The organism is Haloferula helveola (assembly GCF_037076345.1).
Taxonomy (GTDB): domain Bacteria; phylum Verrucomicrobiota; class Verrucomicrobiia; order Verrucomicrobiales; family Akkermansiaceae; genus Haloferula; species Haloferula helveola.
In genome coordinates this window covers 1,788,998-1,811,433 of sequence record NZ_AP024702.1, presented here as the reverse complement: position 1 = coordinate 1,811,433, position 22,436 = coordinate 1,788,998, and the positions used below count along the sequence as shown (strand labels likewise).

Annotated in this window: 13 protein-coding genes; 9 read left to right on the top strand and 4 right to left on the bottom strand. The window is 65.7% G+C overall.

From position 1 onward, the window contains the following. Positions 1–42 precede the first annotated feature (42 nt). Genes HAHE_RS06595 through HAHE_RS06575 form a run of 5 tightly spaced genes read left to right on the top strand, consistent with a single transcriptional unit; the run spans position 43 to position 13,489 of the window. A complete protein-coding gene (locus tag HAHE_RS06595; RefSeq protein ID WP_338689592.1) occupies positions 43–876 on the top strand; it encodes a hypothetical protein in 834 nt (277 codons plus the stop codon). After that, entirely contained in the window at positions 873–2,561 is a 1,689-nt protein-coding gene (locus HAHE_RS06590; RefSeq protein WP_338689591.1) for a hypothetical protein, read from the top strand. Before HAHE_RS06595 ends, HAHE_RS06590 begins: the two co-directional genes overlap by 4 nt. 25 nt (positions 2,562–2,586) lie before the next feature. Next, a complete protein-coding gene (locus HAHE_RS06585; protein WP_338689590.1) occupies positions 2,587–5,022 on the top strand; it encodes a tail fiber domain-containing protein in 2,436 nt (811 codons plus the stop codon). A 36-nt stretch (positions 5,023–5,058) separates the two neighbouring features. After that, positions 5,059–12,921, top strand: coding sequence for a hypothetical protein (locus HAHE_RS06580; protein ID WP_338689588.1), 7,863 nt, complete (start codon positions 5,059–5,061; stop codon positions 12,919–12,921). Between the two features lie 4 nt (positions 12,922–12,925). Next, positions 12,926–13,489, top strand: coding sequence for a hypothetical protein (locus HAHE_RS06575; RefSeq protein ID WP_338689586.1), 564 nt, complete (start codon positions 12,926–12,928; stop codon positions 13,487–13,489). Here HAHE_RS06575 and HAHE_RS06570 read toward each other — a convergent pair. After that, positions 13,468–15,366, bottom strand: coding sequence for a heavy metal translocating P-type ATPase (locus HAHE_RS06570; protein WP_338689584.1), 1,899 nt, complete (start codon positions 15,364–15,366; stop codon positions 13,468–13,470). The two genes, HAHE_RS06575 and HAHE_RS06570, sit on opposite strands and share 22 nt — an antisense overlap. Positions 15,367–15,555: 189 nt before the next feature. Then, positions 15,556–15,930, bottom strand: a complete 375-nt coding sequence (locus tag HAHE_RS06565; protein ID WP_338689582.1) for a VOC family protein — start codon at positions 15,928–15,930, stop codon at positions 15,556–15,558. A gap of 132 nt (positions 15,931–16,062) precedes the next feature. On the opposite strand from HAHE_RS06565, the gene HAHE_RS06560 reads away from it, so the two are divergent. From HAHE_RS06560 to HAHE_RS06545, 4 genes are all read left to right on the top strand, one after another. After that, a complete protein-coding gene (locus HAHE_RS06560) occupies positions 16,063–16,500 on the top strand; it encodes a universal stress protein (protein ID WP_338689580.1) in 438 nt (145 codons plus the stop codon). 67 nt (positions 16,501–16,567) lie between these two features. Further along, positions 16,568–18,394, top strand: a complete 1,827-nt coding sequence (locus tag HAHE_RS06555) for a sulfatase (RefSeq protein ID WP_338689578.1) — start codon at positions 16,568–16,570, stop codon at positions 18,392–18,394. Next, on the top strand, positions 18,391–19,182 hold the full coding sequence (locus HAHE_RS06550; RefSeq protein WP_338689576.1) for an ABC transporter ATP-binding protein: 792 nt from the start codon (positions 18,391–18,393) through the stop codon (positions 19,180–19,182). The genes HAHE_RS06555 and HAHE_RS06550 overlap by 4 nt, the downstream gene beginning before the upstream one ends. 31 nt (positions 19,183–19,213) lie before the next feature. After that, positions 19,214–19,591 (top strand): globin, encoded by a 378-nt coding sequence (locus tag HAHE_RS06545; RefSeq protein ID WP_338689574.1) that lies wholly within the window; start codon positions 19,214–19,216, stop codon positions 19,589–19,591. Here the strand turns inward: HAHE_RS06545 and HAHE_RS06540 are convergent. Then, entirely contained in the window at positions 19,588–20,331 is a 744-nt protein-coding gene (locus tag HAHE_RS06540; protein WP_338689572.1) for a sigma-70 family RNA polymerase sigma factor, read from the bottom strand. The genes HAHE_RS06545 and HAHE_RS06540 overlap by 4 nt on opposite strands. Before the next feature lie 31 nt (positions 20,332–20,362). After that, positions 20,363–22,405 (bottom strand): serine/threonine-protein kinase, encoded by a 2,043-nt coding sequence (locus tag HAHE_RS06535; protein ID WP_338689570.1) that lies wholly within the window; start codon positions 22,403–22,405, stop codon positions 20,363–20,365. Positions 22,406–22,436: the final 31 nt, after the last annotated feature.

Sequence of the window (22,436 nt, the reverse complement as noted above, 5' to 3'; positions counted from 1 at the left end):
GCCTCCAACCGGAAAGAAAGAGGACGAACCCCGGTTTCGTCCATGTTCCGTCTCCCCATTGTCCTTCCCGTCCTCGCGGCCTCGACGGCCGCGGCCTTTCCTCCCGCCCCCTACGATACGATCTACGGGGTCGTCCGGGATCAGGTCGGCAAGACGATCGTGGCCGAGGGCGCCGAACTGGTGCTGCTGAAAGGGGCGGACGAGGTCGAGCGCGTCCCGATCATGGCGGATGCCTGGGTGGACCGGAATTACGAACTGAAGATCAAGATCGACGCCAACCGGCCCCAGACGCGGATCTACAACTTGGCGGCCCTGCCAGCGCAGGGGCTGTTCAGCTTGGCTGTCGATATGAACGGCTCGCGATTCTATCCGATCGAGACAAGCGCGGGCCTGTTCTCCACCGGCCAGGGTGGCGAGCAGCGGCGGCTGGACCTGAATCTGGGCCTCGATTCCGATGGCGATGGCATTCCCGACGTTTGGGAACAGTGGCAGCTCTATCAGGCAGGCTACTCACCCGGTGAAAACGGCTGGGATCTCAGCCTGATCGACCGGGACGGGGACTTCGACTCCGACGGCTCGAGCAACTGGACCGAATATGTGGCCGGCACCTTCGCCGGAGACGCCACGGAGCGCTTTGATATGGAGGTCCGCGAGAAAGCGGACAGCTTCGTCCGCTTCGAGTTCTTCGCGATCACCGGCAAAACCTACACGATCGAACGTAGTCAGGATGGTCAGGTCTGGACCGAAGTTCCGTTCGGTCTGAGTCCATCCGCAGACCGCTTCCTCGCCCATCAGGCGGACGGGGTGGCGGTGTTGTCAGCCTACTGCGCCCCGTCCGGTGATCCGAACGAACTCTTCCGGCTCAACGTGCGATGAGAACCATCCTGTTTCTATTTCTTCTCACCGTTCCATCGCTTGCCCAGTGGCGGAATGTTGCCTACCCGCTGAAGGGTGGGTGGAACGCGATCTATCTCTATGGCGATGCGTCCCATACCACTCCCGATGGGCTGTTTGCCTCGGGCGACGGCTTGCAGATCGAGGAAGTGTGGCGGTGGAATCCGAATCCAAGCCAGGTCCAGTTCACCAGCGACCCCTTCAATCCCACTCCTGGTACGCCGGAATGGAGCACGTGGTACCGCACCCCACCGGGTGGTGTCGAGGGATCGCTGGCGGCGCTGGACGGGCAGGCGGCTTATCTCGTGAAATGCACCGGGTCCTCGTCCAACAATTACACGGTGACGATCCCGCAGCGGATCTTGCCGCCGCGGGCCTCCTGGGTGCGCAACGGCGCCAACCTGCTCGGCTTTCCGGTGGTGGCGTCGCCATCGCCCACCTTCAGCAACTATTTCGACACCTTCCCCGCCGCCATCGCTGCAGGTTCGGAGATCTACCGTTATGCCGGCGGCCCACTGGGCGCGGGCAATCCGCTGCAGCTCTTCGATCCCACGATCGAGGGACTCAAACGCGGTCAGGCCTACTGGTTCGAGGCGCAGGTAAGCGGCACCTTCTATGCGCCCCTCGAGGTTACCGCCTCGCACCCGGACGGGCTGGCGTTCGGTCGAACCGGTTCGGTGATCACGGTTCGTGTTCGCAACCGTTCGAACTCGGCAGTGACCCTCACCGTGAGCCCGGAATCCTCGGATGCCCCGCCGGTTGGGACGATCGCGGGCCCGGTGCCACTGACGCTGATCGAGTTCGACCCGGGCACTGGCGGGGATGTCGCCACGCAGTTCGCTGCGGCTCAGGCTTTCGCCATCGGACCGCAGGCCACGCTTCAGCTGCGCTTCGGGCTGGATCGTGGCGCGATGACCGGAGCTTCCTCCGAAGTCTACGGGTCTCTTCTGCGTTTCACGGAAACCGGTCTGACGGGAGGCCCGTTGATGGATCTCTCGCTTCCGGTCAGCGCCCAGGTTGCATCCTTGGCCGGGCTTTGGCTCGGTGAAGTCGAGGTCGATGGGGTGCAGAGCCTGGTCCCGACATCACCCGGTGGCTCCGTGGCACGGCCCTTTCCGCTGCGATTCCTGATGCATGTGGACGATGCAGGCGTGGCCCGGATCCTGAGCCAGGTATTCGTCGGTCCCCTTGCGGGCAGCAACGACCTAGGCGTGACCACCTCCGAGGTGCTGCTCGACGCTTCGAAGCTCGCTGCCGCCCGCCGTTACTCGGCCGTCCATCTGCCTCCCGGGCGGGTTATCGACGGCACCGGCACGGTCGGTCTTGGCGGCAGCCTCGTTGCCACCACCGACATCGGTTTCAACGATCCCACCAATCCTTTCGTCCACCGCTTCCACCCGGACCACAACAACCGGGACGAACGGGACAACACCGGACTGCCGGAGGGCCGCGAGAGCTACACCATCGGCCGGGAAATGAGCTTCACCTTCGCCAGCACCCCGCCTGCCGGGGTCGGCAGCATCGGTTGGGGCTCCACCGTCCTTGCCGGCACCTACGGAGAATCCCTCACCGGGGTCTTCCGCCAAGGCGGCAGCGACAGCCTCACCACCGGCGGCTCCTTCCTTTTCCGGCGCATCAACGAGATCGGCACCCTTACCACCCCCTGAATTTCCACTCCATCCCTCAATCACCATGAAACCACGCATTCACGCCCTCCTGATCGGCGTCCTCCTTCTCGGTCCGGCTTGTTTCGGCCAGAGCTCCGAGGTGCCGTCCCGCATCAGTTACCAAGGCATGATCACCGACGCCAGCGGCGGTCTCATCGGCGATGCCGCCCCGGTCAACCGGGCCGTCATCTTCCGCATCTGGGACCATCCCTCGGATTTCGCGGAGCCCAACCTCATCTACTCCGAACAGCAGACCGCCACCGTCTCGAAGGGGCAGTTCAGCGTCCTCATCGGGGCCGGGGCGGCAGTCAGCGGCAGCCCGCTCGGCTTTAACGAGGCCACCAAGGGGCCCGGCCCCGGCTTCTCGGTGGCCGACGCCTTCGCGGGCAGCGGACGCTACCTCGGAGTCACCATCGACGCCGACAACAGCGGCGGCGCGGAGGACGACGTGGAGATCTCCCCCCGCCAGCAGATCGTCACCAGCGCCTTCAGCTTCCGGGCCCGAGAGGCGGAGAGCGCCCAGTCGTTCGGGCTCGGCGACGGATCCATCGTCTATGACGAGGGCACCCAGACGATGACCCTCTCCACCGCGGGGACGACGCGCCTCACCATTGATGCCAACGGGCGCACCTCCCTCGGGGAGCCGGGCGCCGCGCAGGGCTTCTTCGTCAACCAGCCGTCCTACTACCAAGAGAGTCTCTCGTTCGCCGATCCCGACGACGGGCAGTTCGACCGGGTCGGGATGTACTTCGACACCAGCAACGACAGCCTGCGGTTTGCCGACACCTACCGGGACATCGACCTGATGGCGCTGACCGATACGGGCAACCTCGGAATCGGGACGGTCTCGCCCGAGAGCACCCTGCATGTCTCCAACGGGAACTCCGGAGTGGCCACCAACTATCCGAACTCGGAGGCGGAGCCGGTCCTCCTCCTGGAGAACGATTCCAACACCACCATCCAGTTCAAGGCGGCCGATGCCAACCTCTCCGGACTGGTCTTCGGGAACAGCGTGTCGCCCCGGCACGGAACGATCTACTACGACAACGACGCCACCGGGGACAACGGCCAGATGCTGTTCCGCACGGGGAACATCGCGGCCTACCCGATGGTGATCGGAGCCAACGGGAACGTCGGGATGGGGACGCAGGCACCCGAGACGTTCCTGCACATCAGGGATGGGGATGCCGCGGGAGTCGGGCTCGCCTACCCGACCTCGACCAAGATGGTCATCGAAAGCTCGGCGGGAGCCTACATGCAGTTCCAGACGCCCAACGGCACCGCCTCCGGGCTCGTCTTCGGGTCGGGCGACAATGATGCCGAAGGTGCGATCTTCTACGCCAACGGCAACAACGGGGACAACAAGGCCCTCTACTTCCGGACGGGAGGATCGACCGTTGACCGGATGGTCATCTCCGAGAACGGCAAGGTCGGGATCGGGACGGGCACACCGGTGGCCAGCCTTGACACCCGTGGCGCGGCCTGGATTGCGGGGGACAACGCGGGGGGCTTCCCCGCCAGCGCTGGAGGGGGGATCCGCCTGTTCCGCCACAGCAGCGGGTATGGTTCGATCTTCGGCTACAACTACTCCACCGGACAGGCCGAGCCACTGGCCCTCCAGTCCGCGGGAGGCAACGTTGGGATCGGGACGACGAATCCCGACAAGGCGAAGTTGGAAATCTCGGGCTCGGTGACCTACGACCTTGGGGCCCACTACCTTTATACCAGCAATTACTCCTCCACTCCCTACAATACTCCTCCGCCAGGAACCCGGGGGGTGAGCATCTACGCGAGTAATGGCATCGCAAGTCCCCAGTTCGCGATCCTGTCGGATGCCCGCATCAAGCGGGTCCGCGGAGTATCCGATGCGGCAGCCGATCTGGCCACGATCAGCCAGATTCAGATTTCCGACTACAATTATGTCGATCCGGTGGCCTACGGTGCGCAGCCCGAGAAGAAGGTCATCGCCCAGCAGGTCGAGGAGGTCTTTCCGCAAGCCGTATTGCGCTCCACCAATGTGGTTCCGGATATTTTCGAGGTGGCCCCGCATCGTGGTGGATGGATTCAGCTCGAGACGGATCTCAAGGCCGGTGAACGCGTCCGCTTGGTGGCGGACAACTATGACGAGACCATTGAGGTTGAAGAGGTGGGTGAGGGAAGGTTCCGCACCTCCGCGGCCATTCCGGGGGACCGGGTGTTGGTCTACGGCCGCGAGGTCGATGATTTCCGCACCGTCGACTACGACGCCATCGCGATGCTCAACGTCTCCGCCACGCAGGAATTGCACCGGCGGGTGGTGGCGCAGGAGGGCGAGATCGAGAGTTTGAAGGAACGGATCGCCGAGTTGGAGGCCCGGGATGCCGCGCGCGACGAGCGGGTGGCGACCATCGAGGCGCTTCTCCGCGGATCGTCTCCCGGCGGAACGGCGACCGTCCCGGTGGCGCGCCGGACCGCGGACTGATCCGTCCTCCTTGTTTCAACCCTGACCCCGGCACGCATGCACCTCCGGACCCTGTCCCTCGTCTCCCTGGTGACGGCCCTTGCGGCCGGGTTTGCCGGGGCTCAGCTGGAGCTGCAATCCGGGAGCTTCAACCCGCTCTTCCTCGATCCGGTCGAGGCGGCGGCGATCCAGTCGGCCGGGGGGACCGACCCGCAGTTCGGGGGGATGGCCGGGACGAGCGCGACCTCGGGGGCGATCGACTCGACGCCGGGCGATCCGCTCGACAACGGGACCATCGGTTCCGAGCATTACGAGCGCTATCCGGCGGGCCTGGAGATCAGCGGAGTGACGGTCACCGGGGGGGTGGTCCTCGTGCGGTCGAGCGTGGGTGGCGTCTTCGCCTCGGGGGTGCCGCGTTACTCGATGGGGGACGAGGTCATCCCGCCCACGAAGGGATTCGCGGGTTTCGCCTATTCGCAGGGGACCCCCTACTGGCGCGCGAAGCCGGTGGAGGACGGGGAGCTCTTCATTCATCCCGGGGCCACCTCCGAGGTGCCGCCTGACGCCGGCTTCGAGGCTCCGGTCACGCCGGCTTACTACTACAGTCCGCATGCGGGGAAGGTCTTCGCGAACCAGCCCGGGCAGGTGCGCATCGTGTGGGTCACCGCCCGCCCGGTCGACCTCGACGGTGATCCGGAGGGCGCCAACGGCCCGCTGCGGTTCCGCTTCAAGCAGGAGATCTTCAGCGTCTCGTCCGCCAGCGCCAGCGAGGCGCGGGTGATCTACTGGACCGAGCGTACCTTCAACGGACCGAAGGTCGCGGTGCCGACCGGCGAGGTGGTGGCGGTCAATCCGGCCTTCCACCAGTACTTCCCCGCCGAGGTGGGAGAGGAGTATACCCTCACCGGCACGGTGCCGGGCAATGAGGCCGTCTCGCAGCCGCCCGAACTGCGGACGCTTTGGCTGGAGAACGTCGGCGGGATCGCCCAGCTGCACGCCTACAACCTCGAGGGGCGGATCTTCGTCGAGTACCTCGGGGCGCTGCAAGGTGGCGAGACGGACGTGCACGAGTTCCTCGGAGCGGACGTGGTGGAGGTCCGCCAGGTCGCCCGCCCGGTGACGGTGGAGGTCGACCTCGGCCAGCCGATCCGGCCGCACGGGCTCGGGGCGGTGCCGGAACCGGACCCCGACCGCTACCGTGCCTCGGTCGTGCAGGCGCTCGGCGGGGGCGGGATTACCTACTACGGCACTAGTACGCGGCCGGACGGCCGGCTCCAGTATCACGCCGAATGGGAGAGCCTCTTCCCGGACAATGTCGCCTTCTACTGGCTGGAGGAGGAGGATGCGGGGATTCATTTCCTCGAGGCTCCGGACACCCCGAACCTCGGGATCGCCTGGCCGAAGCTCTTCAACAAGTACCTGCAGGTCTGGCCGGACGAGCTCGACGACTACGTGGGGGTCACGGTGGATGCGACCGGGGCCGACACCGACACCGGGGTACGCTTCGACAGCGCCACCCTTCCGGAGCTGGTCCACCAGGACGACGGCAGCCAGACCGAGGCGGAGGTTGACAGCGCTTCGCAGCGGCTCCTCGTGGATTTCTCGGCCAGCGTCGACAAGACGAACCGCTCCCTCCTGAAGTTCAATGCGGGCAGCGCGGTCTGGTATGTGCCGCTCTACATTCAGGGTTCGGGAGTCTTGAGCGACCATCCCGGCGGGGGTGGCCCTCTGGAGCAGACCCTGGCCGACCGCGATGCGGACGGGGTGCGTGACCTGAGCGTGGCCGGCGGCGGCCCGGCGGCCTTCACGGTGGAGGTCGGCGCGCGGATCGAGCCGCCGGGGCCGGGCTATGCCCTTGCGGGCTACGTCGCCTCGGGCACCAACTACCAACCGGGGGCCTACCTCGACCCGTTCCAGGTTGGCGTGGAGGAGGCCGGCGAGGGGGCCATTATTCCCGTCAACGCCCTGCCCGGTGATGAGTTGCTTGTCTGGTGGTTCCGCCCGGTCGGGAACGTGCCGGAGGGCTTCGCGACCTTCTACACGCCCACCGTCTCTGCGACCTACTCCTTCGCGTGGCCGACCAACGCGGACCGGATCGTCCTCGCCTCAAATGAGGGCAGCGGGGACCTCGCCGAGATGGACCCGGCGCTCGCGGCGGGATCGCTCTACTATCAGAACGACGACAATGCGGTCGGATACAACCCGAACGAGGAGCACGCCCTGCTGCTCAACGGGCGGGTCTTCGCGATCCGGGACGACCTCAACGTGACCTCCGGACCGGAATACACCTCCGAGTCCTTCGCTCTGCTGTCCTACACCGACGGGGCGGACGGTCGTCCGGCGATGAAGCTCTTCGAGGTGGTGAAGGAGGACGTCGGCAACGACTGGCTCTTCAACTACCCGATCACGGCGGGCACCATCGTGCAGCCGCCGATGCCGCTGCCCCTCCTGCCGGTTCCGGTCGACGAGGACAGCGGCCTGGCGCTGAACCAGGAGGTCGAGGTCAACCCGAACCCGGCCCCGGTCGCGTCCGATCCGCTGTACGAGGCCTTTACCTACGAGGACCGCAAGGGCCTCCGCTGGGTTTACCGCGGACCGCACACGGCCGGTCCCCACCCGGGCGGCCCCCCGACCTTCGGGATGGAGTTCTACTACCCGATGCAGCCGAGTTTCCACGTGCCGGGGCTCGCCTCGCAGCCCGCGGAGGGGACCGCCCTGCCGTACCTCCGTCCGGACGGGGTGACGGGCACCCTCGATCCGGAGCAGACCCCGCGGACGATCGTCTACCGGCCGGAGTGGCCGGCCTCCGTGCCCTCCCTGCGGGTGGCCGAGACCCTCGCCCTGCCGAAGTTCGGGCTGCCCCAGATCCGCGGCCAGTCCAGCGTGGAGGTTCTCTACCAGCAGTCGGTGGCGGTGAACGGAACCGATGCGACCAGCGCGGTCCTCCACGATCCGACCCGCGCCAAGCGGGTGCGCCTCGGGGCCACCCCGGCCCTCGAGGATGTGCCGGCCACCCCGGCGCTCGACGACGTGCCCGAGGAAATCGCCACGACGATCTTCAACGGCAACACCTACTTCCAGGCGCTTCCGCCGCACCTCAAGGAGCGCTTCTACCTGACCCCGGTGCTCGGGGGCGACCTCGAGCTCGTGCTGGAGGGTGAGTTCGTGGACGAGATCGCGGGCGAGGACTACTTCAACCTCAATGTCCTCTCCACCGAAGACCTCGCCATCCTCAAGGGCCTGACCGCGGAGGACGGCGACGTCTGGGATCAGAAGATCGATGCGCTGGTCACCACGATGGAAACCTTCGTCGAGAACGCCGCGAAGAAGGGGGCCTACGAGGTGGACTCCAGCGACTACGTCGAGGGAACGGAGCTTGCGGTGGTGACCGATTCCGACACTGCGGTGGACAGCTACGCGCTGACCGCGACCGGCCGGGGGACCGGCTACGTTTCCCTCGTGTTTGCAGATGGCGAGGCGTTCACCCCGGAAGGGGACCCGGTCACGGTGGCGATCGTCCGCGTCGACCCGCGCCTCTACGTGGGAGACATGAAGGTGCAGATCTCCAGCAACCCGCTCGACGAGCAGCTCGGCTTGCGGCACAGCGGCGACTTCGCCGGCAAGCCGGAGGACTACGAGTTCGAGTGGCGCTACTATGTGGATCCCGGCACCGGGGGCGGCCCGCCGAAGGCTTATGATTACCTTGCCCCGTCCGAGGAACTCGGCGCCGCCACCGTCTGGAACGTGTATGACCGGCCGAACTCGCTGCGCAATCAGGGTCAGGCTCCGACCAGCCAGCAGAACCTGCCGTTGATCGACTACGAGATCTATGCCCCGAACGACAAGTCGGACTTCGACATCCGGCCCGGGGCGATGCTGGAAACGACGGTCGACTTCACCGGCGGAGTGCCGGCCCAGGTCGTCCTCAGCGCGGACCTCTCCGAGCCGCTCGACGGGTTCGGGGTGATCATCAACGAGGCGTATGTCTTCGGCTACCAGGCGGCCTCCGCCTTCACCGAGGTCGAGCCGGCCGCGGTTCTCGAGGGCGTCCTGCCGCTGCAGTTCGAGATCGATCCGTTCTACTTCGCGGAGGGAATCAACACCCTTGAGATCGCTGTCTACAGCGATGCGGACGCGGGCACTCTCTCGGACCTCAACTTCGCCCTCCACGTGTCGGCCAAGGACGACCTCATCACCGGCCAGCCCGAGTGGGTGCAGCCGACCGGGGTGCTGGGCAACCAGATCACGATCGGAGGCTCGCCGACCGCCGCGATTTCCAACCCGGTCCTCCTGATGAAGGACAACTACTTCACGGTGCGCTACCGGCCGAAGGCCGCGGAGAACGTCCTCTTCACCCCGGGGCAGGGGCCGGCCGACGACTGGTCGGACTGGATGGAGCCGCAGTTCGTGCCGGGCTGGGTGAAGCGGGTCCTCGACGGGATCAACCCCTACAACCAGCGGGTCACGGACCTCTTCAACAACGCGGTCAGCACCGATGTGAGCGTCCTGACCCAGGCCGGAACGCGCTGGGAAGGGGACATCGCGCTGAACCTCGAGAACGTCAACGAGGCCGGGTTGATCGAGATCTACGAGACGGTCCTCAACCGGGTGCGCAGTTTCACCTTCGACAACCCGACCTACACGAGTGACGACGGGGTCTCGGACGCCCTGCTCCTCGCTGCGGGTTACCTGAACGACCTCTACCAGCTCCTCGGCAACGAGGCCTTCGCGGACGCCGCCAATCCGACCATCTCGCTGGATGGCCAGGACGAGGTGACCGAGGTGAACACCTCACGGTTCTCGTTTGAGGGTCAGGTGGCGAGCCTCCTCGAGGAGGAACTGGCCCTGCTGCGCGGAAGGGACGATTCCTTCGCCACCAGCGTCGACACCGCCCCGGCCTACAACCGGCTCTACTGGAATTACACCAACGGGATCGACAGCGGGGAGGTGCTCTACGCGGTCAACTACAACATCAAGGAGAAGGTCGGCAGCGACTTCGCGGACGGAGTGATCGACGCCGCCGACGCCTACCGGATGTTTCCGCAGGGTCATGGCGACGCCTACGGCCACTACCTGACCTCGCTCAAGGGCTACTACAAGCTGCTCAGCGAGGAACAGTTCGACTGGGAGCCGCGCTCCGAGTCGGTCCTCCTGCTCGGGCAGGAGGTGGAGGTTGACTACTACGACGAGCGGAAGTTCGCGGCGGCCGCGGCGCGCCTTGCGGCGACCGCCGAGCAGGTCCTGAAGCTCACGCACCGCCAGCAATACGAGGACGACCCGGCCACCGGCTGGTCGCAGTTCCGGGATGACGACCCCGACCGGGCCTGGGGGCTCGACGGCTGGGCCTCGCGCTCCACCCAGGGGGCCTACCTCCACTGGGCGATGGGCAACGCCCTGCTGCCTGATGTGGACGGCGTGAATGAGGGGGTGCGGAAGATCGACCGGACCACGGTGCCGGAGCTCGCCCAGCTCGCCACCACGGCCGGGGCCTTCCAGACCGAGACGGACAATGCCAATGCACGGCTCAACCCGCTGGGCCTCGCCCCTGGGGCGATCGCCTTCGACATCTCGCCGGCCGCGCTCAAGGCGGGCGACTCGCACTTCGAGCAAGTCTACGGCCGGGCCCTGTCCTCGGTCCTCAATGCCAAGGGCGCCTTCGACCAGGCCGCGGGGATGACCCGCCTCCTGCGCAACCAAGTCAATGACCTCGACGACTACAACACCCTCATCGAGCAGCAGGAGCGGGCCTACCGCTACCAGTTGGTCGACCTCTTCGGGACCCCCTACTCGGGCGACATCGGCCCGGGCAAGACCTACGCCCAGGGTTACGATGGTCCGGACCTCTTCAATTGGTTCGTGGTGGACCAGGCCACCGACCTGGTGCCGGTCGATGACAAGGTGACGGTCACGGTCATCCGGCCGACCGAGTTCGACGACCCGGTTGGCGATCCTGAGGCAGATGCGGATGCCATCTACGCGGCTCTCCTCGACGACAGCAACGACGAACGGCGGACCGAGGAGGTGACCGTCGACCCGAACCGCCTGGCCCAGCCGTCCGAGACCTACTTTGCGGGCGCCGGCGGCCAGCGGCGCGTGACCGGGGAGCTCCAGGCGGCCCTGCTGGATTCCCGAAGGGCCCAGATGGCCCTGCTCGACACGATGGAGAACTACGACCGCCTGACGAAACGCTTCAAGGCGAGCAAGCGGCTCTTCGAGAACCTCGTGGACTACCGGACCAAGTCGCTGGACAAGCGGGACGCGGACACCGAAACGATCTTCACCCAGGCGAAACTCAAGGCCCGGCTCGAGCAAAGCGCCTACGCCGCGGAGTTGGCGGGGCTGACCGCCTACGAGATCGGCGAATCGGCGGCGATGTTCCTTCCCGACAATGCCGGTTTCTCGAACGACGTCACCTTCGCGGCGGCGGGGGCGTTCTACGCAACGGGTGCGGCTTTTGCCGCGGCGGAGCGGGTCCTCGCGGTGATAGCGCAAGGCCAGGCCGGCCAAGTCGGGGCGGAGAACCTCGAGCGGACCATGCTGCTCGACCGGGAACTGGCGGCCTACGGCTTCAACTACCAGGAGCGCCAGGCGGTCTTCGAGTTCGAGATCCTCCTCAATGAGGTCGATGACGCCACCTTCGAGATCGCCATCAAGGCGCACGACTTCCAGCGGGCCAACGAGAAGGTGCGGAACGTGTTGGCACGGGGCGACCGGATCCTGGCCGAGCGGGAGATCTACCGGCAGCGGGCCGCCGCGGTGATCCAGGGCTACCGGACCAATGATGTCGCCTTCCGGACCTTCCGCAACGAGGCGTTGGAGCAGTATCGGACCCTCTTCGACCTCGGGGCGCGCTACACCTATCTGGCCGCCAAGAGCTACGACTACGAGACCGGCCTGCTCGGCACGCCGGAAGGGCAGGAGGTGCTGAACCGCATCGTGGCTTCGCGCTCGCTGGGCGACCTGACTGGCGGGGTCCCGCAGGCCACCACCAGCACGCTGGGCGACCCCGGCCTGGCCGGGACCATGGCGCAGCTGAATGCCGACTTCACGGTGGCGGAGGGACGTCTGGGAATCAACAATCCGGACCAGAACGGCACTCTCTTCTCGCTGCGCCACGAGCTGTTCCGCCTGCTGGACGACCCGAACCAGACTGCGGATGACGAGGCGTGGCAGCAGACCCTTGAGCAGTTCATCGTGAGCGATCTCCGGGCAGACCCGGATGTCCTCGCCAACTGCCGGAATATCAGCAAGCCGGACGGCAGCCCGGTGCCCGGGATCATCATTCCCTTCGGCTCGACCATTCGCCACGGTTACAATTGGTTCGGTCTGCCTTTGGCGGGAGGCGACCACCAATTCTCGGCTTCGAGCTACGCCACCAAGATCTACTCCGCGGGGATGGTGATGGAGGGCTATGTGGGGATGGACCCCTACACCTTCGGCACGCCGCAGGCTGGTGAGCCCGACACGAACTCGGGGGATGCCCTCTCCGCCACGCCCTACGTTTACCTGATCCCGACCGGCACGGATCACATGCTGGCCCCGCCGCTCGGGGACACCGGTGCGGTGCGCAGTTGGTCGGTGGCCGACCAGGCCTTGCCGCTGCCCTACAATCTCGGAGAAAGCGACTTCAACAGCGGGCAGTTCTTCGAGGCGAACGGCACCTTGAGCGAAGAGCCATGGGTCGCCCGGAAGCATCAGGCATTCCGACCTGTGGATGATCCTGCCTTCTTTTACAGCCTCATTCCGCAGGAATTCGTCAGCAACCGACTGGTGGGACGAAGCGTCTGGAACAGCCAGTGGAAGATCGTCATTCCCGCCTACACCCTGCTCAACGACGAGGAGGAGGGGCTCGACCGCTTCGTGCGCACGGTGGACGACATCAAGCTGTTCCTCCGCACCTACAGCAACAGCGGCAACTGATCCGATGAAGCTTGCCCTCGTTTTCGCCGCCGCCGCTGGAGTCGCTGGGCTGATCGGCGCCTCGATCGGATTGCGGGAGCTGCCCGTGGAGTCCGGCAAAGGCGCTCAGGCTCCCGCCAATGGGGCGCCTGCGGATTCGGTCGTGACCGACGGTGTCGAGGTTTTCCGGCGGGCGTTTTGGCGGCATCCCGCTCCCGATGACCGGATCGTCCACGCCGAGAGGCGAGAGTGGCTGGACCAGGGCGATGTGAGCCGCTGGAGCTGGTTCATCGAGGTCGAGCCTTCCGCCGGGTTGACCGCTCACCTGGTGGAGGGCAACGCTTTCGGCCTGTCGGCGACGAACGAATTTGCAGGAAGTGGGCCCGAGTGGTTCCCGACTTCGGCCGAAGGGTTCCGGATTCTCGGGTCAGAGGGTGCGAGGATGGTCCTGCTGGTCAACGAGGAGCGGATATTCGCGACCGGTTCCGGAGCGGGGTTCAGGGCGGCGGCCGAGGTGCCGTCCCAACCCCGAGCCGAGCCCGTCGCCGAGATCGGTCGGCTTCCGGATCAGTCGCCGCCAGATCCCTGAAACAGGAGCCGCAGGCTGTTGAGGACCACCACCACGGTCGAGCCCTCGTGGCCGAGCACGCCGAGGGGGAGGGGGATCCAGCTGCCGAGGGCGGCCAAGCCGAGGAGGAGTACGACTCCGAGCGAGATCGCCAGGTTCTGGCGGATGATGGCGCGGCAGCCGCGGCTGAGCTCGAGGGCTTCGAGGATCCGCTCGAGGCGGTCCTTGGTCAGCACGATGTCGGCCTGCTCGAGCACCGCGTCGCTGCCGCGCAGGCCCATACCGACGGAGACATCGGCGGCGGCAAGGCTCGGCGCGTCGTTGACGCCGTCGCCCGCCATCGCGACCCGCTCGCCCTTCTCCCGCCACTGGCGGATGGCGTTGACCTTGTCCTCGGGATGGAGCGCCGACCGCCAGTCGCGCAGGCCGAGCTCGGTGGCGACGAGTTCCGCCGACTCCTCGCGGTCGCCGGTGAGCATGGTGACCTCGATGCCCCGGTCGCGGAGTTGCTTGACCGTCTCGGCCGCCTCGGGGCGGGGGGCGTCGTAGAGCAGCAGTCGGCCGGCGGTGTTGCCACCGTGGACCAGAACTTCGGTCAGGCCCGGCGCGGGGTCGGGCAGGGCGGAGAGCCAGGCATGCTCGGTGAAGAGTGAACGTCTCCCGAGCGTGACCTCCACGCCATCGACGGTTCCGGTCAGGCCTTTTCCGGCAAGGGACTCGAAGTCCTCGGAATGGAGGGTCGGCACCCCTCGCTTCATCTGGGCGGCCACGATGGCGCGCGACAGCGGGTGAGTGGAGTCGCGGGAAAGTGCGGCGGCGATCGAGAGCAGCTTGTCCTCATTGCCGGGCTGTTCGACCTCGATCCCGGTCAGTTCGAGTTCACCCCGGGTCAGGGTGCCGGTCTTGTCGACGGCCAGGCGGTTGATCGTCGCGAGATTCTCCAGGGCGACTCCGCCACGGAACAGGATGCCGCGCCGTGCGCCGGCGGCGATTCCGGCGAGGATGGCGCTGGGGATGGAAATCACGAGCGCGCAGGGCGAGCAGACGACGAGCAGGGTCATCGCGCGGTAGAAGGCGGAGCGTCCGTCTTCGCCTGCGACGAACGCGGGGATTCCGAAAACGAAATGCCAGACCAGGAACATCACGAGCGAGAGTCCGAGAATACCTACGGTGTATCCCGTACCAAACCGGTCGGTGAAACGTTGCGATGGCGCCTTGCTGGCCTGGGCCTCGCGGATGAGCTTGATGATGCGGGCGTGCGCGCTGTCGCCAGGAGGTCGCAGCACCTTGGCGTCGAGCTTGCCCCAGGTGTTGAGGGTGCCTCCGAAGACGGTTGATCCCGCCGTCTTGCCGACCGGCACCGATTCGCCGGTGAGCGACGATTCGTCGGCCGCGCTTTCTCCCGACACCACCATCGCATCGGCGGGAAACTGCTCCCCCGGAAGAATGCGGATCAGGGTGCTCTCTGTCAGGTGGGCCGCTTCGGTTTCGCGGGTTGTGCCGTCGGGCAGGACCTCCAGAGCTTGCTTCGGTGCCTCGCGGAACAGACTGCGGATTTCCCGGTCGGTGCGGGCCATCGCCATCGCTTCGAGGGCGCCGCTGAGGGAGAAGAGGAAGAGCAGTGCGGCGCCTTCCCACCAAGCACCGATGAAGGCGGCGCCAAGCGCCACCGCGAGCATCAGGAAATGGATGTCGAGCCGGAGCCGCTTGAGCTTGCCGAACGTGTCGATGGCCGCATCCCAGCCGCCGGCGAGATACGCGGTGGTGTAGAGGGCGAGCGCGACATTCCCGTCACCCCCGAGGCGTTGGACGAGGACGCCTCCTAGCGTCGCCATGCCACACACTGCCGCGGAGGCGAGCAGCCACGGCCACGGAGCTTCATCACGGGTTGCTTCCACATCCGCAGTCTCGCGAATCGAATCCAATCCGGGCAAGGCATCTCATGCGCGACTCTCCGCGCCACTGGTCCGCCAGCAATCAATCAGGAACCGCGAAAGCCGCGAAAGTTCGCGAAATGGGCACGGTGCCAGGTTCGTTGTTTTGGCGAACTTTCGCGTTTTTCGCGGTTGGTCCGCATCCAGCAGGCTTTAGCGCTCGAGGATCTCGACCTCGTAGCCGTCGGGGTCGGTGACGAAGGCCATCTTGCGGTCGCCGGAAGTGAACTTCTCCCTCCAACCGTCGGGCCAGATCTCGATGCCACCTTTCTCGAGGATGTCGCAGTAGTCCACGATGTCGTCCACTCCCAAGGCGATGTGCATCAGATCCTCCGGGCATTGTGTCTTGTAGTCCTCCGACCAGGTCAACTCGAGGAACGCGCTGTTGCCCGGCAGTTCGAGGAAGGCGAGCTGGTTGCCTTGTGGTGACCCCTTGCGTTCTTTTTCAATGAATCCGAGCTTCGAGTAGAAAGCGATGGAGGTGTCGAGGTCCTGCACGCGGATGCGGGTGTGGAGAAACTTGATCATGGACGGGGACCATGGAGGGAGGTTCCCGGCCTGTCATGTGGAAATCGACGGTTGTGCGTTTCCTTCGATTTGCCACGCATGCGTTGCGACGGGTTGGCAAACGGGAGATCCCCATGCTAGGGGTAGGACCCCATGAAAAAGATCGTTGCAGCCATCGACTTCTCCGATGCCACCCCGGTGGTGATCGACGCCGCCGCAGCCCAGGCGAAGGCGTTCGGTGCGGAGCTTCATCTGGTCCATGTCCTCGAACCGGAGCCGGCCTACACTGCATACGGATTCACTCCCGACGAGTTCCCGGCGATGCATGCCTTCCATGAGGAGGCGCGGAAGCGGGCAACCAAGCGGCTCGAAGATGTCGCCGCGGACGTCGAGGGGGCCGAGGCTCACTTGGCCGAAGGCGGGCCGATGCACGCGCTGCTGGACTACGTGAAGGCGAAGGGCGCTGATCTGATCGTGGTCGGATCCCACGGCCATGGCATGGTCGCGTCTTTGCTTCTCGGATCCGTTGCCGAAGGCATGGTCCGCAAGGCGCCGGTGCCCACCATGATCGTTCCGGTCGGCAAATCCTGAGCGGGCGGCCCGGTCGTAAGACGCAAATCGTTGTCAGCAGCGCCGGGATCGCGCTGTATCAAGGAGCATGATGTCGAAACCCATCCTCCTCCCGCTGGCGCTCTGCCTCGTCCTGTCGCTGGTATCCCACGCCGCCGACAAGCTGCCGAACATCCTCTGGATCACCAGCGAGGACAATTCGAACCACTGGCTCGGCTGCTACGGCAACGAGGAGGCGAAGACGCCCCGGCTCGACCGGCTCGCGGCCGAAGGGAACCTGTTCCTGCATGCCTACTCGAACGCCCCGGTGTGCGCGGTGGCTAGGTCGACGATCCTCAACGGCGTCTACGCCCCGAGCCAGGGGACGCAGCACATGCGCAGCCGCCACACGATCCCGAAGGACTACCGCCCGTACGTCTCCTATCTTCGCGAAGCCGGCTACTACTGCACCAACCGGTCGAAGACCGACTACAATTTCAAGGGCAACGACAAGGCGATCTGGGATGAATGCTCCGGCAAGGCGCACTACCGGAAGCGGAAGGAGGGGCAGCCGTTCTTCGCCATCTTCAACTTCACGACCACCCACGAGAGCTCGCTTTTCCCCCGCAAGAACGAAGGTGGATCGAGCCGGATCAAGCCGGCCGACGTCGAGCTTCCCGACTACGTTCCGGACCTGCCCGAGGTGCGTTCCGATTGGTCGCGCTACCACGAACGGATGACCCAGATGGACTCGCAGGTCGGCCAGTTGCTCGACGAGCTTGAGAAAGAGGGCCTCGCCGAGGACACCATCGTTTTCTACTACTCCGACCACGGCGGTCCCACGCCTCGCGGCAAGCGCTACCTGAAGGAGACCGGCGTGAACGTGCCGATGATCGTCCGGGTTCCGGAGAAGTTCAGGAAGCTCAGCCCCTTCAAGCCGGGGGAGAAGGTGGCGGAGACGGTGGCCTTCGTCGATCTCGCGCCGACATTGATGTCCTTGATCGGCAAGGAGAAGCCGGCGCAGATGCAGGGCCGCGCGTTTCTCGGCGACAAGCGCGTCGAGCCGGCTGCGGATGCCGGCGTTTTTCTTTACGCGGACCGCTTCGACGAACTCTACGGCATGCGCCGTGGATGGACGGATGGCCACTTCAAGTACATCCGCCGCTTCCGCCCGGAACTGCCCGCGGCACCCTACAGCTACTACCAGTTCTCAATGCCCTCATGGGTCGCGTGGCGCAAGGCGTGGCAGGAAGGGAAGCTCGACGAGGTTCACCGCCGGATGTGGGAGTCACCCCAGCCGGTCGAGGAGTTTTTCGACCTCGAAAAGGATCCGTGGGAGGTCAACAACCTCGCCAATGATCCGGCGCAGGCCGAGCGGATGGCCGCGATGAAGGCGAAGCTCAAGGCCAAGATGAAGGAGATCCGCGATACCGGGATCGTGCCCGAGCCGATGTTCGCGTCGCTGGTCGGCGACAAGACGATCGTCGATGTCGTGCGCGCCCCGTCATTCGACTACGACAAGATCCTGGATCTGGCGTTCCTTGCGACTGCCGGTGACGAGTCGAATGTCGACCGGCTCAAGACGGCGGTGGCTTCGAAGGATCCGGTCGAACGCTACTGGGGTCTGCTGGGTCTCCGGATTCTGAAACGCACCGACGGTGTCGAGCCGGCGCTCGGGGACGAGCACTCGGTGAACCGGGTGATGGCCGCCGAGGCATTCTACGTGTCCGGCAAGGAGGACAAGGCGGTGCCGGTGCTGGTCGGCGAGCTCGACAAGGACCTCGACGAGTACTCGGTGCAGAACGTGATCAACTCGCTGACCCAACTGGACGCGCTCGACCGTGTGCCGAAGGAGTGGGTGAACAAGACCCTGAAGAACCCGAAGGCCGGCGGCTACGTGAAGCGATTCGCCGAACGGTTGAAGAGCGGCAAGTGAGCGGGCCTTTCCTCGAGTTGTCGCAAGCGACGGTGTGGCGGGGTGCCGATGTGAGCATCCCGGCGCTCCGCGATCTGTCGCTGGTGCTCGACGAAGGAGAAAGCGTGGCGATTCTCGGTCCGAACGGGTCGGGCAAGAGCACGCTGCTGCAGCTCATCGCGGGATCCCTGAGGATCGAGAACCGCGAGGGCTCGGTCTGCCGTCTCTTCGGTGAGGAACTGTGGGACATCGATGAACTGAGGCACCGGATCGGGCTGGTGATGCCCGAGGAGGTCGCGCGGTTTTACCCTGACGAGCTGGCCTTCGATGTCGTGCTTTCGGTCTTCCGCGGTGCCTACGGCGTGGTCCGCGGCATGCGCTTTTCCAAAGCCGAGCGCGAGGCGGCATCGCGGGCCGTCGACCGGATGGGGGTCGAGTCGCTGATCGACCGCGGCTTCGGCGAACTTTCGTCCGGCGAGCGCCGGCGTTTCCTGATTGCCCGGGCTCTCGCCCAGGATCCGAAGATCCTGGTGCTCGATGAACCGACGACCGCCCTCGACTTCGCCTCGGCCGCCGGTCTGCAGAAGGAACTCCGCGGGCTGCTGTCGGAGGGGCGGACCCTGGTCTGGGTGACCCACCATCCCGGCGAGATCCTGCCTGAGATCGATCGGGTGATCCTGCTCCGTGACGGCCGGTTGTTCGCCGATGGTGCCAAGCGGAAGATACTCACGCCGGCGCGCTTGCGAAACTTGTTCGGTTTGCCGCTGAAAGTCAGCTGGTCGAGGGGGTGGTGCGAGGTCCGCGCTTGAGGATCGGCCGGGTGGGGTTTAAGCGGCGGTCGTGGAGACACTGGAAGCATTGGTTGCCCGCGACGTGGGCAAGGACGGCATCGCGGCGATAGTCGCGGCATTTTACCGTCGGGTCCGTGAGGACGACCTGATCGGCCCGATGTATCCGGACGATGACTGGGAAGGCTCCGAAGAGCGGCTCGCGAGCTTTCTGAGATTCCGCCTGCTGGGTGATCCGGAATACACGCTAAGGCGCGGTCACCCGCGGCTGCGAATGCGGCACATGCCGTTTTCGATCGGCGAGGCCGAGCGCGACCGCTGGCTCGAACTGATGGGCGCCGCCATGGAGGAATCGGGCGTGACTGGGGAGGTGCGGACGAAGCTCGACGAGTTCTTCGCCCAAGTGGCGGACTTCATGCGGAACCGTTAGGCGACGCGCAGCACCTCGATCAGGTAGCGCAGTTCTTCCGCGATCTCTTCCTCGGTGTCGACCGTCTCGGCGATCTCGCTGCGGATCGCCTCACCGAATTTCTGTCGCAGCCGGTGCACCGCCACCTTCGCGGCGGCGCGGGTCATGCCCAGTTCCTCGGCGGCGTCGGCCTGGGTGAGTCCTTCCGGGTCGCCCATCAGCCACGGTCTCAGGACCTCGAACTGCCGGGTCTTTCCCGACTGGTCGAACGATTGCCGGACCCGATCCAACCCACGCTCCATCACGGCCAGCGCCCAGTGTCGGTCGAACCACGCGTCGTCCGCCGTGGCCCCGGGGTCGGCAAGTTCCATGCCGGGCGATTCGTCGGTCCCGCCACCGTCGATCGACTCGACAACCGCGTTGCCGCCCCGCTTCTCCCGGTTGGCGTCGCGCTTCCGGTTGGCGAGGAAGTTTTTGAGTGCCCCGAGCAGGTAGGAGCGGAAGCGGCCCTTGTCCGGGCTGACGTTTCCGATGCCGGCCCCGGTGAGCACCTTCGCGAAGAAGGCCTGGGTGAGTTCGCGGCTTTCGTCCTCGCCGCGACCCTCCCGTCGGAGGAAATGGAACACCGGGTTCCAGTAGGCCTCGCAGAGATCTCCGAGGGCCGCGCGGGCTTCCGGGGTTTCCCCGCTCGCCCGGCTGACCAAGGTCCAGCGGGTGGTGAAGAACACCGGTGCGCTTTTTGGAGGTGGAGGCTCGGTCATTCGGGTGGGAGTGGAGTTTGTGCGGCCTCCGTTATCGGTTCAGGGGCGTGGTCTCGACAACCAGATGCAGGGTTTCCGCAAGGGAATCATCGGTTCCCGGCCGATTGGCCAGTTCGAACTCCCGGCGTTCGCCCGCGGACATGACCGGTGCTTCCGACGGGGCTTGCCGGAATTCCCAACCGGCCGGGTCGGTTCCTGTCGAGAGCATCAGGTAGCGGCTATCGGAGTCCACTGTCGCCACGAGCGCGGGAGGGTCGCTGCTGACGATAGCGTCGCCTCCGGCACTCCCGACTTCGACGGTGACGGTCTCCGGAAAGTCGAAGTTGATCTGGCCGAGCGTCGTGGCGCTGTTACCGCCTTTTTCATTCCGCTCGATGAGGATGAAATTGGCGCGGAGTCCCGCTTCCAAGCGCACCGGATAGGCAATTTCGGGAGGGCCCAGATGCCATTGCATCTCTTTGGAGGCCTCGAACTTCGGGAATTCATGCGGCATCTCCATCCGGCCATCCTCGTAGGGGTCGTAGTGCGGCCCGAACATGCCGGGAAGCACTGCCGCCAGCACCGGACCAAGAATGGCCAATCCGACCGTCACCAGCAGGGGCAGCGCAAGCCCGGGGAAGTGTCGGTGACCGTCTTTCTTCTCCACGCCCTTGGCCCAGCGGCGCAGTCCGCGGATCAGAGTGAAGCTCGCCAGAAGCAGAGGGATCCCTGCCAAGAGCACGATGATGGGCATTCCGATGCCACCTGTCCCTGGCATGGGCATGGCGAGGCAGTTAGAGACCATCACCGCCATGAAAAAGATCGGCCATGTGACGACCGCGAAGATGGCGAATCCGAGACCGCCTTTGGTGCCACCGGATTTCCGGACCTCACCGATGGCAACGATGCCGAGAATGAGGCCGACCACCGCCATGATGGCCGCAGGTATGCCGATAAGGAACATGGGCATGCCTGTGACGAGGTAGGCATCCTGGTCAGGGATTCTTGAGGCGTTTACGGACGCGTTGATCAGGGCCAGCGAGATGGCCAGCACGACGCTGAGACCGGTCAGGATCGCGGCAACGAGGCTGAAACGGGCCGATCCGGAATCGCCGGACGCGGCTCCTGCGGCAGCAGGCGCGGGTGCTTGCGGGCTTGTGGCGAGAGCCGCCACATGGGTGCCGACCTCGCCGGCCGACTGGAAGCGGGCCTGACGTTCCTTTGCCAGGGTCCGCAGCACGATCTCGTCGATGCGTTGGTCGATAGCGGCCTTTTCCGAAGGCAGGTCGAAGCGGCCGATCGGCAACTCACCGGTGAGCATCTCGTAGAGCACGACACCGAGCGAATAGATGTCGGCCCGCTGATCGACATCACCGGGCGTCTCGATCTGCTCGGGCGCCATGTAGTGGGGACTGCCGAGGATCGATCCCTGCAGGGTGAGGGTGACGTCCGCTGGCGCGCCGGCGCCGACCAGCTTCGCGATGCCGAAGTCGGCGATCTTGACCCGGCCTTTGGAATCGATCAGCACGTTCTCCGGCTTGATATCACGGTGCAGGATTCCTTCCTCGTGGGCGAACTGCAGGGCCGAGCAGACGTCTTGGATCAGGGAGAGCGCCTCGGAGGGTTTGAATCCTCCGGTCCGCATCGCTTGGCGCAAATTGACACCATCGACGTACTCCATCAGCAGGAAGCAGTAGGGTCCGGCGGTGCCGAAATCGAAAACCGCGACGATGTTCGGGTGGCTCAGGCGGGCGAGCACCTTGGCCTCGCGGTTGAAGCGTTCGACGAAGGCCGGGTCCTGCGCCAGTTCGTGCGAAAGGATCTTGAGCGCGACGAAGCGGTCGAGCTGCGGTTGGCGGGCCTTGTAGACCGCACCCATGCCGCCGGCGCCGAGCAGTTCGATGATCTCAAGCTCGGGGAAGTGGGCTGCGACTTCCTCGATCGAGGGCGGAGGGGTTTGCCGGCCTCCGGTGCCGGTGTGGGGCACGCAGGCCGCGCCTTCCAGAGTGCAGGCGGGGCACAGGCCGCCGGGCGCGTCCGCGGGGATCGGCGACTTGCAGGTCGGGCAGATGGATGATTCGGAGGATTGTTGCATAACACCCGGTTCCTGACCCGCGGCAGAGGCG

Coding starts and splice junctions, on each gene's coding strand:
- HAHE_RS06585 (WP_338689590.1), top strand. CDS start 2,587: ATGAAACCACGCATTCACGCCCTCCTGATCGGCGTCCTCCTTCTCGGT.
- HAHE_RS06565 (WP_338689582.1), bottom strand. CDS start 15,930: ATGATCAAGTTTCTCCACACCCGCATCCGCGTGCAGGACCTCGACACC.
- HAHE_RS06575 (WP_338689586.1), top strand. CDS start 12,926: ATGAAGCTTGCCCTCGTTTTCGCCGCCGCCGCTGGAGTCGCTGGGCTG.
- HAHE_RS06535 (WP_338689570.1), bottom strand. CDS start 22,405: ATGCAACAATCCTCCGAATCATCCATCTGCCCGACCTGCAAGTCGCCG.
- HAHE_RS06595 (WP_338689592.1), top strand. CDS start 43: ATGTTCCGTCTCCCCATTGTCCTTCCCGTCCTCGCGGCCTCGACGGCC.
- HAHE_RS06555 (WP_338689578.1), top strand. CDS start 16,568: ATGATGTCGAAACCCATCCTCCTCCCGCTGGCGCTCTGCCTCGTCCTG.
- HAHE_RS06590 (WP_338689591.1), top strand. CDS start 873: ATGAGAACCATCCTGTTTCTATTTCTTCTCACCGTTCCATCGCTTGCC.
- HAHE_RS06560 (WP_338689580.1), top strand. CDS start 16,063: ATGAAAAAGATCGTTGCAGCCATCGACTTCTCCGATGCCACCCCGGTG.
- HAHE_RS06580 (WP_338689588.1), top strand. CDS start 5,059: ATGCACCTCCGGACCCTGTCCCTCGTCTCCCTGGTGACGGCCCTTGCG.
- HAHE_RS06540 (WP_338689572.1), bottom strand. CDS start 20,331: ATGACCGAGCCTCCACCTCCAAAAAGCGCACCGGTGTTCTTCACCACC.